Origin of the sequence: Pseudomonas sp. GL-B-12, assembly GCF_019955895.1 — a bacterium.
In the GTDB taxonomy this organism is placed as follows: domain Bacteria; phylum Pseudomonadota; class Gammaproteobacteria; order Pseudomonadales; family Pseudomonadaceae; genus Aquipseudomonas.
In genome coordinates, this window is the sequence record NZ_JAHBCX010000087.1 from 18,780 (window position 1) to 33,150 (window position 14,371).

31 protein-coding genes and 3 pseudogenes are annotated in these 14,371 nt (G+C 54.1%); 19 read left to right on the plus strand and 15 right to left on the minus strand.

Features of this window, described 5'->3' with window-relative positions; translation table 11 throughout:
• Positions 1 to 141: 141 nt before the first annotated feature.
• On the minus strand, positions 142 to 531 hold the full coding sequence (locus KGA85_RS29580; protein ID WP_223458249.1) for a hypothetical protein: 390 nt from the start codon (positions 529 to 531) through the stop codon (positions 142 to 144).
• A 110-nt stretch (positions 532 to 641) separates the two neighbouring features.
• Here KGA85_RS29580 and KGA85_RS29585 point away from each other — a divergent pair, with 110 nt between their 5' ends.
• Positions 642 to 818 carry a hypothetical protein gene (locus tag KGA85_RS29585; protein WP_223458247.1) on the plus strand — a complete coding sequence of 59 codons (177 nt, stop codon included), beginning with the start codon at positions 642 to 644 and terminating at the stop codon, positions 816 to 818.
• A 67-nt stretch (positions 819 to 885) separates the two neighbouring features.
• On the opposite strand, the gene KGA85_RS29590 is transcribed toward KGA85_RS29585, so the two are convergent.
• The 3 genes from KGA85_RS29590 to KGA85_RS29600 form a co-directional block, all read right to left on the minus strand.
• Entirely contained in the window at positions 886 to 1,332 is a 447-nt protein-coding gene (locus KGA85_RS29590) for a hypothetical protein (protein ID WP_223458245.1), read from the minus strand.
• A 53-nt stretch (positions 1,333 to 1,385) separates the two neighbouring features.
• Positions 1,386 to 1,742: a hypothetical protein gene (locus KGA85_RS29595; protein ID WP_223458243.1), complete on the minus strand. Its 357-nt coding sequence runs from the start codon at positions 1,740 to 1,742 to the stop codon at positions 1,386 to 1,388.
• 95 nt (positions 1,743 to 1,837) lie between these two features.
• Positions 1,838 to 2,152: a hypothetical protein gene (locus tag KGA85_RS29600; protein ID WP_223458241.1), complete on the minus strand. Its 315-nt coding sequence runs from the start codon at positions 2,150 to 2,152 to the stop codon at positions 1,838 to 1,840.
• 87 nt (positions 2,153 to 2,239) lie between these two features.
• Between KGA85_RS29600 and KGA85_RS29605 the strand changes: the two genes are divergently transcribed.
• From KGA85_RS29605 to KGA85_RS29620, 4 genes are all read left to right on the plus strand, one after another.
• On the plus strand, positions 2,240 to 2,482 hold the full coding sequence (locus tag KGA85_RS29605) for a hypothetical protein (protein ID WP_223458239.1): 243 nt from the start codon (positions 2,240 to 2,242) through the stop codon (positions 2,480 to 2,482).
• A 338-nt stretch (positions 2,483 to 2,820) separates the two neighbouring features.
• Positions 2,821 to 3,213: a hypothetical protein gene (locus KGA85_RS29610; protein WP_223458237.1), complete on the plus strand. Its 393-nt coding sequence runs from the start codon at positions 2,821 to 2,823 to the stop codon at positions 3,211 to 3,213.
• Between the two features lie 150 nt (positions 3,214 to 3,363).
• The gene (locus KGA85_RS29615; protein ID WP_223458235.1) at positions 3,364 to 3,594 is read left to right on the plus strand and encodes a hypothetical protein; all 231 of its coding nucleotides are present in this window, start codon (positions 3,364 to 3,366) and stop codon (positions 3,592 to 3,594) included.
• Between the two features lie 75 nt (positions 3,595 to 3,669).
• Positions 3,670 to 3,975 carry a hypothetical protein gene (locus KGA85_RS29620; protein ID WP_223458233.1) on the plus strand — a complete coding sequence of 102 codons (306 nt, stop codon included), beginning with the start codon at positions 3,670 to 3,672 and terminating at the stop codon, positions 3,973 to 3,975.
• A gap of 201 nt (positions 3,976 to 4,176) precedes the next feature.
• Here KGA85_RS29620 and KGA85_RS29625 read toward each other — a convergent pair whose 3' ends face one another.
• The gene (locus tag KGA85_RS29625; protein WP_223458231.1) at positions 4,177 to 4,392 is read right to left on the minus strand and encodes a hypothetical protein; all 216 of its coding nucleotides are present in this window, start codon (positions 4,390 to 4,392) and stop codon (positions 4,177 to 4,179) included.
• A 4-nt stretch (positions 4,393 to 4,396) separates the two neighbouring features.
• On the minus strand, positions 4,397 to 4,663 hold the full coding sequence (locus KGA85_RS29630) for a hypothetical protein (RefSeq protein ID WP_223458229.1): 267 nt from the start codon (positions 4,661 to 4,663) through the stop codon (positions 4,397 to 4,399).
• Between KGA85_RS29630 and KGA85_RS29635 the strand changes: the two genes are divergently transcribed.
• From KGA85_RS29635 to KGA85_RS29650, 4 genes are all read left to right on the plus strand, one after another.
• Complete coding sequence (locus KGA85_RS29635) at positions 4,591 to 5,244, plus strand: polysaccharide lyase family 7 protein (protein ID WP_223458227.1); 654 nt, start codon at positions 4,591 to 4,593, stop codon at positions 5,242 to 5,244. The two genes, KGA85_RS29630 and KGA85_RS29635, sit on opposite strands and share 73 nt — an antisense overlap.
• A 297-nt stretch (positions 5,245 to 5,541) precedes the next feature.
• A complete protein-coding gene (locus tag KGA85_RS29640; protein WP_223458225.1) occupies positions 5,542 to 5,826 on the plus strand; it encodes a hypothetical protein in 285 nt (94 codons plus the stop codon).
• Positions 5,823 to 6,131 carry a hypothetical protein gene (locus KGA85_RS29645; protein ID WP_223458223.1) on the plus strand — a complete coding sequence of 103 codons (309 nt, stop codon included), beginning with the start codon at positions 5,823 to 5,825 and terminating at the stop codon, positions 6,129 to 6,131. The genes KGA85_RS29640 and KGA85_RS29645 overlap by 4 nt, the downstream gene beginning before the upstream one ends.
• 81 nt (positions 6,132 to 6,212) lie before the next feature.
• Positions 6,213 to 6,521, plus strand: coding sequence for a hypothetical protein (locus KGA85_RS29650; RefSeq protein WP_223458221.1), 309 nt, complete (start codon positions 6,213 to 6,215; stop codon positions 6,519 to 6,521).
• A gap of 30 nt (positions 6,522 to 6,551) precedes the next feature.
• On the opposite strand, the gene KGA85_RS29655 is transcribed toward KGA85_RS29650, so the two are convergent.
• From KGA85_RS29655 to KGA85_RS29665, 3 genes are all read right to left on the minus strand, one after another.
• Positions 6,552 to 6,839, minus strand: a complete 288-nt coding sequence (locus KGA85_RS29655) for a hypothetical protein (RefSeq protein WP_223534755.1) — start codon at positions 6,837 to 6,839, stop codon at positions 6,552 to 6,554.
• Positions 6,840 to 6,904: 65 nt separating this feature from the next.
• The gene (locus tag KGA85_RS29660; RefSeq protein ID WP_223534757.1) at positions 6,905 to 7,381 is read right to left on the minus strand and encodes a hypothetical protein; all 477 of its coding nucleotides are present in this window, start codon (positions 7,379 to 7,381) and stop codon (positions 6,905 to 6,907) included.
• 134 nt (positions 7,382 to 7,515) lie between these two features.
• Entirely contained in the window at positions 7,516 to 7,707 is a 192-nt protein-coding gene (locus KGA85_RS29665; RefSeq protein WP_223543605.1) for a hypothetical protein, read from the minus strand.
• A 249-nt stretch (positions 7,708 to 7,956) separates the two neighbouring features.
• Between KGA85_RS29665 and KGA85_RS29670 the strand changes: the two are divergent.
• The 3 genes and pseudogenes from KGA85_RS29670 to KGA85_RS29680 form a co-directional block, all read left to right on the plus strand.
• Positions 7,957 to 8,127 (plus strand): annotated as a pseudogene (locus KGA85_RS29670) (DUF1654 domain-containing protein); the annotation flags it as partial.
• Positions 8,128 to 8,276: 149 nt separating this feature from the next.
• Positions 8,277 to 8,531 carry a hypothetical protein gene (locus KGA85_RS29675; RefSeq protein WP_223458217.1) on the plus strand — a complete coding sequence of 85 codons (255 nt, stop codon included), beginning with the start codon at positions 8,277 to 8,279 and terminating at the stop codon, positions 8,529 to 8,531.
• A 170-nt stretch (positions 8,532 to 8,701) separates the two neighbouring features.
• Positions 8,702 to 8,956 (plus strand): DUF1652 domain-containing protein, encoded by a 255-nt coding sequence (locus KGA85_RS29680; RefSeq protein WP_223458215.1) that lies wholly within the window; start codon positions 8,702 to 8,704, stop codon positions 8,954 to 8,956.
• Positions 8,957 to 9,079: 123 nt separating this feature from the next.
• Here KGA85_RS29680 and KGA85_RS29685 read toward each other — a convergent pair whose 3' ends face one another.
• Entirely contained in the window at positions 9,080 to 9,289 is a 210-nt protein-coding gene (locus tag KGA85_RS29685; protein ID WP_223458213.1) for a hypothetical protein, read from the minus strand.
• Between the two features lie 490 nt (positions 9,290 to 9,779).
• Between KGA85_RS29685 and KGA85_RS29690 the strand changes: the two genes are divergently transcribed.
• On the plus strand, positions 9,780 to 10,034 hold the full coding sequence (locus KGA85_RS29690; protein ID WP_223458211.1) for a DUF1652 domain-containing protein: 255 nt from the start codon (positions 9,780 to 9,782) through the stop codon (positions 10,032 to 10,034).
• Between the two features lie 320 nt (positions 10,035 to 10,354).
• Here KGA85_RS29690 and KGA85_RS29695 read toward each other — a convergent pair whose 3' ends face one another.
• The 5 genes from KGA85_RS29695 to KGA85_RS29715 all read right to left on the minus strand — a co-directional run bounded on the left by KGA85_RS29695 (position 10,355) and on the right by KGA85_RS29715 (position 12,629).
• Positions 10,355 to 10,558 (minus strand): hypothetical protein, encoded by a 204-nt coding sequence (locus KGA85_RS29695; RefSeq protein ID WP_043302433.1) that lies wholly within the window; start codon positions 10,556 to 10,558, stop codon positions 10,355 to 10,357.
• Between the two features lie 70 nt (positions 10,559 to 10,628).
• Positions 10,629 to 10,853, minus strand: coding sequence for a hypothetical protein (locus KGA85_RS29700; protein ID WP_008019294.1), 225 nt, complete (start codon positions 10,851 to 10,853; stop codon positions 10,629 to 10,631).
• Positions 10,843 to 11,133, minus strand: coding sequence for a hypothetical protein (locus KGA85_RS29705; protein ID WP_223458209.1), 291 nt, complete (start codon positions 11,131 to 11,133; stop codon positions 10,843 to 10,845). The genes KGA85_RS29700 and KGA85_RS29705 overlap by 11 nt, the downstream gene beginning before the upstream one ends.
• A gap of 377 nt (positions 11,134 to 11,510) precedes the next feature.
• The gene (locus KGA85_RS29710; protein WP_223458207.1) at positions 11,511 to 11,768 is read right to left on the minus strand and encodes a hypothetical protein; all 258 of its coding nucleotides are present in this window, start codon (positions 11,766 to 11,768) and stop codon (positions 11,511 to 11,513) included.
• A 42-nt stretch (positions 11,769 to 11,810) separates the two neighbouring features.
• The gene (locus KGA85_RS29715) at positions 11,811 to 12,629 is read right to left on the minus strand and encodes an XRE family transcriptional regulator (protein ID WP_223533460.1); all 819 of its coding nucleotides are present in this window, start codon (positions 12,627 to 12,629) and stop codon (positions 11,811 to 11,813) included.
• Positions 12,630 to 12,734: 105 nt separating this feature from the next.
• On the opposite strand from KGA85_RS29715, the gene KGA85_RS29720 reads away from it, so the two are divergent.
• The 6 genes and pseudogenes from KGA85_RS29720 to KGA85_RS31220 all read left to right on the plus strand — a co-directional run bounded on the left by KGA85_RS29720 (position 12,735) and on the right by KGA85_RS31220 (position 14,248).
• A complete protein-coding gene (locus KGA85_RS29720; protein WP_223458203.1) occupies positions 12,735 to 12,962 on the plus strand; it encodes a helix-turn-helix transcriptional regulator in 228 nt (75 codons plus the stop codon).
• Between the two features lie 66 nt (positions 12,963 to 13,028).
• Positions 13,029 to 13,206: pseudogene (locus tag KGA85_RS29725) on the plus strand (phage regulatory CII family protein); the annotation flags it as partial.
• Positions 13,207 to 13,208: 2 nt separating this feature from the next.
• Positions 13,209 to 13,328 (plus strand): annotated as a pseudogene (locus KGA85_RS29730) (DNA-binding protein); the annotation flags it as partial.
• A 41-nt stretch (positions 13,329 to 13,369) separates the two neighbouring features.
• Positions 13,370 to 13,558 (plus strand): hypothetical protein, encoded by a 189-nt coding sequence (locus tag KGA85_RS29735; RefSeq protein WP_223458201.1) that lies wholly within the window; start codon positions 13,370 to 13,372, stop codon positions 13,556 to 13,558.
• A 68-nt stretch (positions 13,559 to 13,626) separates the two neighbouring features.
• Complete coding sequence (locus KGA85_RS29740; protein ID WP_046038049.1) at positions 13,627 to 13,860, plus strand: hypothetical protein; 234 nt, start codon at positions 13,627 to 13,629, stop codon at positions 13,858 to 13,860.
• A 265-nt stretch (positions 13,861 to 14,125) separates the two neighbouring features.
• Complete coding sequence (locus tag KGA85_RS31220; RefSeq protein ID WP_257605438.1) at positions 14,126 to 14,248, plus strand: hypothetical protein; 123 nt, start codon at positions 14,126 to 14,128, stop codon at positions 14,246 to 14,248.
• Positions 14,249 to 14,371: the final 123 nt, after the last annotated feature.

Genomic DNA, 14,371 nt, shown 5'->3' on the forward strand with positions numbered 1-14,371 from the left:
GATCTAAAGTTTAGCGGTTCGCCTCGCCAGTTGCGTTACACAGCTCCCCTACTGAAGTGACTGGTGAGGTGAACCCTTACCGGCGCGGCCCCTTGTAGATGAGCCAGAGCATGTAGAGCGGCGCTGCTATTGGGATGAGGATCATGACCGTCTCCCGATTTCAGCAGCAGCCACTACGATTGCGCGGCGCGTCGCTGCGAACGGATCGTCGTGGTGATACCTGGTGTGCTCACCGAACCTCTCGGCATCCACGTATGTGTAAGGGCCGGTATCACCGTCGTATGGCTCAACGATATGAATAGCCACGCCCAACCGCTCCATGCGGCCCATGACGACGGCCAGTCGAAGGGCATCGCCGTCGTTGATGAGGGGGTTCCAGTGAGCGCGGACACCAGACTTTCCGGCCAGGCGATAAGGCCACTTCGTATCTCGGCAGGTGCACAGTTCGATTTCGATGCGGCCGGCTTTGGCCGCGAGGATAAGCAGCGCGCGATCAGCTGCCGCGGCATCCTGCGTCATTTCTTCAGGCATTGGTCGTCCTTGCCGCTATAGCGGCTGACTTTGAAGGGGGAGGGAGTTACTGCTTTTCACCGGTAGGTGTTGTGCTTTAATAAATCGTGGCCTTAAAGAGGAGGGGAGCAATGCGGAATGCGTCTCGAGATCCGATGTTCATCTGCGGTATTCCAATTACGATTTTCGGCTACTATTTTGGTTTTCCAGATCTGACCAGCGAAGGGGCATTGATGGGCGTAGCTCCTGCCTTTTTAATTACTGGGCTCGCCTTCATGTTGATCGGGTTGCTGCTGCGTCAAAGGTGAGCCTTTTGGCTTTGCCATGGTCCCGTGTATTTGAGTCGGGCCATGTAGGCGAGGGCGAGGATTGGCATCAGTAATCCCCCCAGCCCAAGCCCTGAATGTATTCGTTCGGGATAGTTACGGCCTCGACAGGAATCGTGCTTTCAACTTCAAGGTTGCCGAAATACCCAATAGCCGCCTTGGCCCTCTCCATCGATAATTGCGCATGTCGCATCTGCCAAGACTTACGCGCCTTGTACGAGCGCAGCGCCAGTGCCTTGTCGGTGTAGGCGAAGCGACGGCCCCAGATGCCGCCTTCCTTCAGAACGCGCTTACGGCGCTTCTTCACGGCCTCCGCAGTCCAGCCGTATTGCGGGCCGTTGACCAAGTCGCAGGTATGCTTGTCACCGATGTAGTAGCACTGCGCGGTTTCGCCGATCACCTGATAGGTTATGCAGTGCACCTCAAGACCATCTGGCCCAATGGTGTCGATGTAGCGGTAGTGTTCTGGCCAAGCCTTCTTCATTTCTTCAGGCATAGCGATTCCTTGCCGCTATAGCGGCTGACTTTGAAGGAGGAGAGGGTTACGTGTTACTTATGGGGATTGGCAGAGATTTTTGAGTAAGTGTCGATATCAGTTATGGCAAGAAGGCAACGGCCATCCTTGAGTTTTGCATAGAAGGTTATTTCCCTTTCTTTATCACATAGCAACCAGCCTGCAACTAACCCAACCGGACCTAAAAGCAATGCCCCAGCCAGACTCCATCGAATTGCGCTTCCTTTCTTATTAACAACTTCCTCGGTTGCTGTTTCTAAGATCTCTATTTTTGAAATAGGTATCTTTAATTCGAGGGAGGGTTTTACTGCGGATTTTAGGGTGAACAGTCCAGATTGAAAATCAGCATCTCCTGCCAGGAAGTCACCGGATATCACCGTTATTTTCGACATGGTGTTTCTCTTCTGATCAGGCTTAGCCAGCTGATTACTCGGCTCCAATAGTCCTTTTCAGTCAATCGACTTGCGACAAAGGGTGAGGCCGATGGTCACTCCATCGATACCAGATCATGGGTATCCACAACCGGTTCTGGCGGATTGTCGTGGCCGGGGCAGCCGCCGCCGGAGAAATCGAAACCCTCGCACGGCGGCCCGAAAGGCAGAACCTCTTTACCCTGGGCCAGAGCCTCAAGCAGATGATCCTTCGCCCTTTCAGCGGTGCACTCGCGCCCGCCCTCAAAGTGGAACATGCCTTTGAGCTGGTGCTTGCTGAAGTCCCGCAGCGCGCCTCGCACGCTCAGGTGAATGTGGAAGGTACGGCCGTTCGGCCCAAACGGATCTTCCGGCTGGCTTTCTGTGGGCATGGGGATACCTCGCTAGGGTAGCGTGATTCTAGGAAGAGGTGTATTGGTTGATGTTCAGACTCGTAGTCGGATCTCTGGGAGCTCGAAATGTACTTAGTAGTCGAAAGGCCATATCCCGTTGATTACGTGCATCCAAATGGGAAACAAGCAAAGATCGACTTCATGTGGGGCGAAGCATCCAATTCGGCGCCGCTGAGCCTCACTGTTTGGCTCAAGGACGGAGAAAGTTTTGTAAGGCTTGGCGAGGAGTCAGGCATCTGGAAGACATTTGGCGATGCTCGGCGGCGCGGTATTGAGTTGGCCGTCAAATTACTTAGCCGCGGGATCTGACAGAGGCTTAGGAGTGGTACATGAGGTGCTTGAACTGTTCGAAAGACGCACAAGTGATTGAGTCCGGAATGGATGGAGTTGAGCTTGTGTGCCCAACGTGCGGGCACTTCAGTGTTTCCGCCAACATAATGAGCGAAACGAGTAATCGTGCTTTTGATGCCGAGCAGATCCGTATCCTACTTCATCGAGAACGTGAAATTAATCCTGGACGCTGTCCTGTGATTAATAGTGAGAACGTTGTCTGGGCAACGGGGGATTAGTTAATCGCCTACCTGTCGAGGCGTTCTTCGATTAGCACTCCAAGCCTGGCGCCCTTCGTTGTAAAAGAGCCGGTGGCCGTGGTTGGCAATGATCTGGATCACCTGATTGACCTGCTCGGCACGCGGGCGCTTCAGGGCGAGTCTGTTTTTTGTGGGCATGGGGCGTCCTATGCCGGGGCATGCCCGGGCGGGGGAGTTGAAGGGAGGTTGGTTATCGCAGGTGTGGATCGCATGACCATGGGGCATGTGCTATGCGTCCCGATGATTCCGGTATCAATCGAACCGGAGCGCTACCGCATGAAACGACTTGCCGAGTGGATAAATTTGATTACTGCTGTGATCCGCCTTTGCGCGGTGATCACCTGTATGGGATGGCTTGGCCCTGAGCGAGCGTGCGATGTAGTGTTTCAGCACGGAACGGTGGGCACCTTCATGTTTTGGCTATCAATCAAGCCGGAACTCTACCCATGAAACGACTGACCGAATGGCTGAACCTGATCACCGCCGTGATTCGCTTGATCATCCGTACGGGCAGGCTTTGAGTTGCCGCCGGCTGGCGTGATTCGTTGAAGTGGGCTATTGGTTGATGACCGGGCATGTTGCTGGATCAAGGAGGAAAAAATGGTCAAAAAACCAAGCAATAAGTTGATTGCAGAGGTTTCAGGCTTGACTGAGGGTGAGGTGGGAACCTACCTGTGCCAGCTAGATCAACAGGCGAGCGGCGATTGGTTGGCTTACTTTGGTAATGAGATAGAAAAAGCTTCTGCAACTTGTCAAAAACTCAATAAGGCGAAGACGGTAACGATCCCCGTAGAGTTGGCTAACAGCTGGTACGACCGAGGCAATGGCTGAGCTCGTAGCTCAATAGGTGAGGAGTTATGCTGAGGTTTGAACAGATCGAGAAGGTAGATTCTTCAAGGTGAGTCTATGGCGCATTATGTGGTTTCAGCCGTTCGAATCAACGATGCCGCTGAAATAGAGCTCTTCATGTGGGCAAAGGTTGACCCCAGCGTCAGCAGAGGAAGATTTCTTGAAAAACCACACATAGCTTCGATGGAAGACATCATTGCGGCTATTCGCGATGGCGACGTTGTTGAGATGACATTCGAAGCGGGCATCGGGACGGTGTCAGGTGGAAAGCTTCTGGAATGTCACTTGCCAAGTGGTGAGGTGACCGTAACCGAAGAACGTGCTAATCCAGGCAGAATGATCAGCGACCTACCAAGATTTTAAATCGTGACAACTACCCGTCTGCCGATGCGTTCAGTGCAATAGGTGAGGGCGGGTCAGGCAGCTGCCGTGGATTCAGGCGAGTAGTCCATCCACGAAAGTTTGGTCGCTGACTTCCGCCTCACATCATTCTGTGGCAGCTTAATTTTCGCCCTGATAATCACGTCGCGGTACCGCCCCAGCTTGCGGATGCGTTCCGCATACTCAGCGGCGTACTGGGGGGGCATCGAACATGCTGCTGAGTTGGGCCACCCGCTTGCCGTCCATGATCTTGATCACGCGATCTTCGACAGCCTGTAACCACTGGCTCATTGAAAGCTCGATCCGCTGACCTTTCTCAATCTTGAAGTCGCGAACCTTGCGCTTCGCCTCTTCGCGGGCGAAGTGTTCATTCATTCCGAATACGGCAAAGGTGCTCATGGCATTACTCCAGGCAGTCGAGCGCTTTTTGTAGCAGCGCATCCAGTGAAAACTCCCGGTCGTCCGGGTCCATTGCTCGCTTGATCCAGGTGCAGGCTTCCTCAGCACCGTCTCGCAGGTCATTCAGTTCGTTGTCGCTGTCATCGATACGGCTTTCGAGTTGACGAATGTCTTCGAGCAGCTCTTCACGCTCGGCGCTTGGATCGATGCTTTGCGCGGTCAGTCGGCGAGACCAACCCGATCGCCCTGGAACTGATTGGGTGGCGCGCACTGATCGAATGCCCTGACGTCGTATCGATGCTCCCCGACGGCTCGCTTCAGATGACCGCACCAACCCTCGGCGCCTCAAGCAAGAGCACAAAACGCACGGGCTGCGAGTGGAAGGAGCCTGGTTACTGGCCGTTCTCCAGCTCCGCCGATCACTGGAACCGGCAAGAAATGCGACTGACGAAAGTCAACTCGCTGCAGAAAGTGGTGATCGCCCAGATTCATGTGCAGGGTTCCGAGCGCCCCCCGGTGAAGGTGTTTTGGAACAAGGGCAAAATCACCATGGGGTTCCGGTCGAGCTACCTGCAAGACGACCCAGTGAACACAACAGTGCTGGAAGACGTGCCGCTGGGTGCACTTTTCAAAATCAACATCCATGCGAATTCAAGCGGTGCCGTTTCCGTGTCGGCGAGCTGCAACGGCGTCAAATCCACTTCCGCAATCATGCGTCTCGACAGTACCTGGGACACGAAAACGCTCGCCTTCCACGGCGGCGTTTACAACCAGATCGATTACTCCGAAACGACCGACCCGGAAGACGCCTCGATCTGCATCATCAGCGACCTTTCAATTACCCACGCCTGATGCCCCTCAAGCCTCCATAGCCAATGCGGACGAATCTCCGGCTTATACCGGCCACCTGCATTTTTTAGCTCACTCAACACGGAGGATTGGCAGCCATGTAAACGACAGATATCGAAGCCCGCCCAATGGCGGCACCTGCGATCACGTAGGGAGGTCTTCGTGACGCAATCAAAGCCCGGTTCCGATCGGGCTTTTTTACGCCTGCCTTTATCCGTCAGCACTCTCCACTGCGCCCAACGGCAACTAGCAGGCGGCCCGAGTGCTGACGAATAACCACAACCCCACCGAGGAATCGCCATGCATCAACTAATTCAACAGCGAGTCGACGGGGTTGCCGCCCTGCGTGCTCGTGCACGCATCGCCACCGCCGCGTTCTACGCCATGGTCGGCAAGGATCAGCCCGTGCAAGAGATTCGCTTCCAGGTCATCGCCAAGGGCACCAACGCCTATCACATCGTCGAGCGTTCCACCGGCAAGGTGAAGGGTTTCCGCTGGACATGGAAAGAAGCCATCAACCTGGCCCAGGTACTCGAAGCGCGCGCCGACGGTATCAAGCTCTCGTTGTCGGGTGAGCGGAAATGATCGGCGTACCAATGCCCAACCCGCGAGACTCGATCATCGAGGACCTCAACCGAAAGCTGGATCAGTTCTTCGGCTCAGGCAAAACAGCGCAGCAGATCGCCTCAGGCGTCAGCGCTGAAGCGCCCCACTTCGGCAGCACGCCGCACAGCAACAAGCTGCGCGCCGAGCGGGACAAGATCGCGCCCAGGCTTAAGGAGTTAGCCGAGGCCGGCACCCCCGTCGCCAAGGCCGCCAGAGAGTGCGGCATGGAAGCCAAGCGCGCCCGCCTGATCGCCCGTGAAAACGGCTTCAAGTTCACATCGTGAAGCGCCTCAGCAACCAGGTGCGCCAGCGCCGACGACAGACATGGCTGGATCTACCGGCCCACGGAATTGAAGAGACAGGTCATGGCCAAAGACAATGCGCAGATTCAGCGGGACAAGCGCGCCAAGGAGAAAGCTTTGCTGGACCGAATCGGCGCCGAAAAGCGGTCGCTGATTGTGTCGAAAGCGCTCGCTGACGCGCTTCAGGTGCTGGGCGAGCGCCACGACTTCGAGGAATGGCAGGAGACGGTGTCGACGTTCCTGATCAACCTGGCCGCATCGCCGGCCGAAGAGTCGGCCCGCTTCGCAAGCATGTCGCGACCTGAAATTGTAGTTTCTGAAAAGTGGTCGCGACAGCTTGAAGAGTTCCGTAAGACGGGCGTTGAACAATAGCCATACGACTAAAACGACTATAGCTGGTAGTCAATACTCAACTAAGGAATAAGCTCCCGCGATGTCTCGCAGCATTGCCAAACCAGAAGGTTGCAACCGACCTTCAGTATCAGCAAGACCTCTAGAGGCCAAGCGAGCAACACCGCTAATTTCTCCGGCCCTGACCCTAGCAAGGAAAAGACCTATAAGTTCATTATCATTTGAACTCAGGATTGAGTCATGAGAAAGCAACCTGACTGAATTCTTAAAAGTATTAACCCGCGCTTGCGAGGCATTGTATTTAGCGATAATTTCACTAACAAATTTAACTTCATCCACTCCGACATTTGCGACTAGTTTGTAATGTTTTATTCCGAATTCCTCGCCGTTGCACGGCGCCTCGACTACTGCCTTTCTAAAACGTCGAGCCAGCCGTAATCTAAGACAATGCCTTTCTCAAAGGCCCTCAATCCAACACTCACACCATTATTTGAAAAACTCGACGCATCTGCTCTCTCTTTAACGAATTCTATTCCTTGAGGAAGCTTGGCCTCATGAACGAGTTCGCAGCGATAGTGGTGGTACAGTATCGATTCAATAGTTTTAGTTTCCGTTGGCCATACCACAGAAAAACCAGACTCACCGAACTCCGGATCCTTGTGCACATTATTAAGTATTCTGCGTATCCGCCCACCAAGAAAAAGTTTGAACGCTTCACCGTCACTCATTATTTTTTGGGGGTTCTCACGTGACTTTGTGCCTCGCGGAAAAACCTTTTTTGAACTCCCCGCGACTGCAACAGTGAGTACGGTTAAAGCTCCAAGAAAACGGCCGGATTCAATCAAGAACCTAGCATCAGAAACGTGTTGTTTAATACTCATAAGTATATTTCCCTGTCAATGTTGCAAGACCACAGAAATTCCGCTTGCAAATTTTAATCTGCGGATGATGCATCACTGATTTTTTCAAAGCACTTCTCCTAATTCAGGCTCCATCAGGGCCATCAACCAATAGCTCACTTCAACGAATCACGCCAGCCGGCGAGGCAGGCGTATGTCTGGAGGATTGCCGATGAGCATTCCAGCAAATGCTTTGAGCGACGAAGAGTGCCTGCACTACGCCGCGCTTGATCCGGCCGCCGCAGCCGAACTGACTCGGAAATTGGAAGCGGGGTGGCAATGGTGTAGTTGCTGATGTCTACAGTCATGGGTCGATTCCTTAATTCATTTGATGTCACCTTGCTCTGTTGAGCCTTTCGATTGATGCAGGCCTACATCCCGCTGCCCACTCAGTGAATGGGCAGAAGTGATGCTGTCCTTCCTATTGCCGCCGGAGGGGTGGGGCACATTGCTTGCCGGGTCATTCACACGGTTAAGGCGTTTCACCATCGAGCAGCCGTCCAGGTTGTTCCTGTCGTTGGCAGGCTTTCGGGCCTGTCTGCTCGCCGGTCGCCGGCACGGACGGTGAACGAGAGTGGGAGGAGGTGATGGGCCTGCTATCCGAAACGGACGGCATAGACATGACGTTCAACGACGACGAGTCGGTGACGCTGAGGTGGGAGGCAAGTGCCGAGGAGGATCGGCCGGTGGAAGTGCTGGAGCCAGTCGAGGAGGCCGCGCCTTTTTGACAGGCATAAAAAAGCCCGCGCTCGGCGGGCTTCGATTTCGATCGAGTGAATGGAGAGCCAAACAGCGACCAAAAAAATAGCCCGCATGCGGGCGGGCTAAGGAATGTAAGGAGTAGCAGACAATCTGCGCTCCATTCTGTGAGTGTTTCGTGAAAAGCATGTTGTTGAAATGGAAAAGCCCGGCGCTTGGCGGGCTTCGATTTCCGGTTTCCGGCCAAGTGGTCCTCGATGCGGTTGGATACTTCCGTGGAGCCGCGCAGATCGACCCAAATACCGATCTCTTTAACGGCACAACCCAGGGCCATGATGCTCTGGTTGAGGCGGTAGAGAAGGGTGGGGTTGGACCGTCTGGCATGACTGGCCTTCCTTTCTGCGAGGAAAGCGTAGTAGGGGAGTGGGAATGAAAGTGCGCAACTCCGAAACGGTCTAATGGGCCAAGACTTAAGGCGTACATTGGAAAGCTCGTCGCCCTGCCAAGTGGTTTGGGGTGGCGCGTTCAGGCGTTTTGTTCTTGAGCCTATCAGTAACAACAAACATGAGTGCCTTGGCTGACTCCTGTCCTGTAGGAGTCATCATGTTATCCACGCTCGAGTTACGTCACATCATCGAATCAGCATTCCTTCCCCTGTCCTGCGAGTGTCGAGTCAATCCAGGCGGATCGCTGCAGGCCCAGATCTTCGAGCCAGTTTCCGGAAGAGTGGAGTTGCTGGTGACAGGCATTTCTACTGCGAGACTCAATGGCAATCGAGAGATAAGCAAGCTCATAGGTGAGATTCGATGCGACCTCAAAGCTACTCATGTGCTGAGGCCAGCGTTCAGGATTGGGTAGGGGGAATGCAAAAGCCCGGCATCAGGCCGGGCTATCTGTAGATAGGCCAAATTCATTTGGCTGATTGCATTGTGCTGGGTAGGTGTGGCAACGCAGAAACAAAAAGCCCGGCGCTGGACAGCCTTAGTCATTCATCAGTTCGGCGACTCCGCGCGTGATGAACTCCAAATTATCATCGAGCTTGGTCAGAGAATTGCGGATTCTGACTGCATCCTCTGCCGGGCCATGCAGCTGCTCTATCCAAAAGGAGATGCTTTCAATTGCTTCAGCAATAGCGAGCTGGTTTTCGTTGAGCTTGTAGATCAGGGAAGGGATGAGGTCGTTGGTCGGCATGGCTTGGTCCTCCTTTGCGTGAGGAAAAGCGTAGCAGGCAGCAAAAAGCCCGCTCAGTGGCGGGCTTTCTGTACGGGGTCAAATCCTTTTGTCCGTTCAATCTGCGCTCCATTCTGTGAGCGTTTCGTGAAAAGCATGTCGCAGATACGAAAAAGCCCGGCACATTGGCCGGGCTCTCTGTAGATGAGCCAAATCCCTTTGGCTGACTGCATTGTGCTGGGTAGGTGTGACGAAGGCGTGACAGGGCGGATACGAAAAGCCCCGCGTGGGTGTGTTCAGGCGCAAATTGCACCCCTGATGATTCTGTCTAGTCGATTGCAGGCTGCTGCCAAACGATCTAACGGTCGGTGCCGGATAAAGCATAGACTGAAAAGTAACCTTCTCCGCCAAGGTTAAGGATAAGGTGATCTAGCGTGCAATCGTTACACGCTCTTGATTTTACGCGCTATAGCATGAGTCTCTTGGTTGGCTCCTGTTGAGGGTAGCCGCCATGCTTTCCAGTCTAGAGCTTCGATACCTGGTCGAGAGAAGTTTTCTCCCGATGTATTGCGCATGCTCAGTTTCATCTGACAACAGTCTGACTGTCCGTATCTACAGTCCGGAGACAGGCCGGCTAGATCTTTTCTCTACCGGCATCTCCTGTTCCGAGCTCAACAGCAATCGTGCAATAGAGAGTATGCTCGCCAACCTCCGCAATGATCTCAACGCACATACCGAGCAACTTTCGCTCATGCATAATCATTGAGCCCCAGAACCCCGGCTTGATTGCGACCTGAGCACACCTGGGTTTTTGGAGAGCCTTCGAACAGAAACGAAAAGCCCGGCGCTAGGCCGGGCTCTCTGTAGATGGGCCAAATCCCTTTGGCTGACTGCATTGTGCTTGGTAGGTGTGACGAAGGCATGACAGGGGCAGATACGAGAAGCCCGGCTCTGAGCCGGGCATTTGAGTTACATCGGTACGACCGCCAGGCCGCTACAACATCTCGCCGTCATACCACGCGCCTACTCCGCCTTCCCCCGCACAATCCTTCTCGCCTTCATAACCCGCCAGCTAATTTGTGCCGTTCAATGGAGAACCCTGCGACTCTCTCCAATCCTGATCCGATCAAGCGCCCGGTTTAACGCGTCCAAGGCATCGAGGAGAGCTTTCGCCTCGGCTTCCCGGCCATCCCCCCATAGGCGTTCAGCCATTTTGTTCAGGGCTTGGATAGAACGCTCAATTTCAGCAGCAGTCACTGCTGCTTTACTGTCCGTCAGCTTCTTCTTCATTGAGTAACCGTTTGCAGGGCATTGCTTGTATTTCAGGATCTAGCGCGAATACGCCCGCCAGAACGCATGGCTATTCAGCCTTCCGGACAATCCTTCCCGCCTTCACCTCATCTGTGTAAGCAGTCAGCCGATCAGCTTGCTCATGCAGCTTTTCGATCGTCTCCATTGCCTCCAGAAGCTCTGTATCCCCGCGCTGTTTTGCAAGCCTGAACATTTCCAGGGCAGCTTCTTCGAGGGAATATGCAGCGGCTTTCAAGTCGCGGCGTAACTCTTGATTGGGTTTGTTAAGTGCCATGACAACCTCCTGCCAATCCATTCCGCGATAATTGGCAGTGGTCTGCCTTCGCCGGCCGGACTACCTGACCTGCACCGATTTCTTTAATCCAGCCATCTAACCGATTCTCACCTTGCTGGAAGATTGTGATCATCCTTCGAAGCGCCTCAGCGTCTGGTCCATTACCTGCGTGGCTTAGCCGCTCGGCAATCCGAACTAACTCCACGGCCGACCACTTCAGATCAGAGGCGACACCCTGCAGATCGCGCTTCAGGTCCTGCACTGGTTTGTTGAGCCCCATCATCACCCCTTACAAGTCCCCACAACACTAATCCGGTATTCAGCCCGCCAGAGCGACTCTCAGTGCTACCGCAGCCCCCAGCAGCTTATTCGCCTGGGCCGAGACGGCTACAGCCAGGTCTTCCTCCCCTGCATCTCTAAGCGTTGCTGCCAAATCGAGCAGCTTCCCCACCTCGGCCTCGATGGTACGGACGGATTCCCCTATCTGGTAGTGAAGTGAGTGCGCCATTCCATCAACCCTCGATCTAGATCTAGTACAAATCCACGCCGCGCCAAATTACTCCGGCTTCGCTCGCACAATCCTTCCACCCTTCACTGCTCTTGGTTGGGATTGGTGTGAGGCATCGAGCCTCCTGAAATTCTTTGGGGTGTCAGATATTAGCTGCGGGAAAACCATTTCTTGATCGTCAGCAGCACTGAGGATCGGGATGGCTTGTGATCGCTCACCAATCTATCAAGCGCAACAGTAGCTTTCAGGGTTCGCTCCCTTAGCGTGCTCAGTCGAGTATGCAGCTCTTTCTTCAGGCGCTTTCGTTCGTCGGGCGGGGACAGCTCTATCAGCTTGTGAGCCATGAAAAAATTCAGCTCCATCTGCTGGTCTAGAGCATCGGTGATTTCCTTGATCGCATCTTTCATCCAAAGTCCACTCAGTCGCTACATTACTCACGCTTTGGGGTGCTACACCAGGTGAGCGTTCCACACCAACAGCACTCTCGCCTGGATGAACGTCATATCTCGACTAATCATCCGGTCTTTGTGCCGGGTGTTGTCGGAAATCATCTCGAAGTGATCTTCATCGGCCACTTGCAGACGCTTGATGTAGATGTGGTCGTCCCACGAAAACAGGTAGATCCCGTCACCGACGAACTCCCGAATGTGCACGTCGACGATCAGCGGGTCGCGATGCTTGATCGTCGGCTCCATCGACTGGCCCCAGCCGGTGACTATCTTCAAGTGGTAGTGCTCTTCGAAGTCCACGCCCAGCTCGCGCAGATGCTTCGGGCTTACCCGGACGTCCTGAAACATTTCTGGGTAATCGGCAGCGATCTGCCCGCCACCCATTGCAGCGCGGATGTCGTAGTGAGCGATCCAAACTTCATCGCCGACAAGGCCAGGGCGAGAGAAGTCGCCAACAACAACGTTTCCACCGCTAACCTCGACTGCTGTCTCCTGAACCGCATCAGCAATTTTCTGGCGGGCGTCTGCTGAGAGGCTCTTACCGTGCTTCGAAAGCATCCGCTGGACGATATCCGCTGCTGAGGCTTTTGGCGGGACGTCTGGACGTGCTACCTCAGGCTGCATATCTAAAAGCAGTTCAGACTTGTCGACCCGCAGCGTCTTTGCCATAGATTCGATATCTGCCAGAGACGGCTCTCTCGTGCCTGCTTCGTAATTGCCGACGCGGGATTGAGACCAGCCACAAGCCTCTGCCAGCTGCGCCTGGGACATTCCTGCTTTCTTTCTCGCGCGTTTAATGCGCTCAGCCAATTCGTTCATGCGCGGGATTCAATCACGTATTGAAATAACCGGCTTTCACTTATTGTGTTTGTGTTTAACACGATACGTGTTTATCCTTTGATCACGTTTGAGAGGAATCAATCCATGAACCACGTTCGCATGATTCGAGAAAGAGCAAGCATCACCCAGGCAGACCTGAGGCGGTCGCTCGGCTGGAATCAGTCGCGTCTGGCCAACTATGAATCTGGACGGCGTTGCCCGGGGCTCAGTGAGGCGCGCCAGATCGTTGCAGCGCTGAATAACCTCGGCGCGCAGTGTGCATTGGACGACGCTTTCCCTCCGGAAATAATTTCAGAACCTTCAGCCGCTTAAACCGCTTACCAAATAATCGCTCAGGCACCAGCAGGGCGCCACGGAAACAAATTTGAGGTTTTACGAATGGAAGATTTCTTGAGGGCTTGCCACACCACCGTCAAGGAAAGCGGGGCGGAGGAATTGGCCGGGAAAATGTGCATGGCACATGTGAGCCTGCTTCAACGCTCGAATCCGGACAACGCGGGGCATCGAGCATCTGTTCGGGATCTTGTTGCACACCGGTGACATGCGCCCTTTGTCACGGTTCCGCAATCTCTCCCTGAAGCCCTTAGGCTCGCGGCCGACCAGGCAGAGCAAAACCTTCAACTTCAGGCTGTCATCCAGAAGCAGGCACCGAAGGTCGAAGCGTTGAATCGCCTCGCCAACACCCATGCCCGGGTGATCCTGCAGCCGAAGTTGGCCAAATGAGCAGCGTCACCCGGCTACATCACGCATTGCCACTGAGCCCTGCCATCAACAAGGCCATCACTGATCTGGATAGCGCCATTGTCAAAGCGATCGATGCTGCAAAGGCTGCTGGTCTGCCTCAGGGCCTGGCCGTATCTCTCTTGCACGGGCACGCCCAGGTACAGATCAACATCATGGAGAGCTGAACTGTTCAATGCTCTGGATTGATCTGTCAGTACCAGATACTTTGAGGTTTCACGCAAGGAGTTCGGACATGGCAGATAAATATGTTGGAAAAATAGTTGGGGTTGGCACGGATAACTTGCACTACGTGATTAACATCTATCAGGACGAGACCATTGAGCGCTCGCCAAACGGCATGGTTCGACATGAAGGCCTGAAGCATTTCGAAATGCAATCTGGTGGTGACGTGAAAAAGATTTCTGAGACTGAGTACGAGATTGTGGCTACGGGAGTGAGGGTGACCGTGCATGATGCTCAAAGCTAAGAAAGTCGGTTTGTCATGTGAGCACTTGAATGAGAGTGCCGCATGGTAGGTCGAAGCAATCTTCCGTTCGCCACCATATGAAAACAAGTGTGGCCAAGGGGGATCGGCTCTGAGGATTCGCCTAAACCTTTGCCTCAAACCACTGCGTTAATCCTTAACCTGCGGGGAATGAATCAGTTTTCCTTCATAGCTCTGACTCCTTCGTTGAATTAATCCCCGCCAGTATCCGTAGCCACGCCACCATTTCAAACATCTGAGTACACCCATGACAACCAAGCAACCCGACTGGGAGGCAATGAACGAGCCTACCGGGCCGGTCAAGCTGACGGTCACCTTCACGGTCGTGATGATTGCTCGGGTGATCCTTCAGCCGAAGCTGAACAAGTAGGGCGCGACACGTACCCCGAATGGCAAAGAGGATGTATGGAACATGTCGCGACTCAAAACTCTTCCGCCTCGCATGAAGCAACTCGAACAGCCGCATGATCAGGTCAGGCAACGCCTGACATCT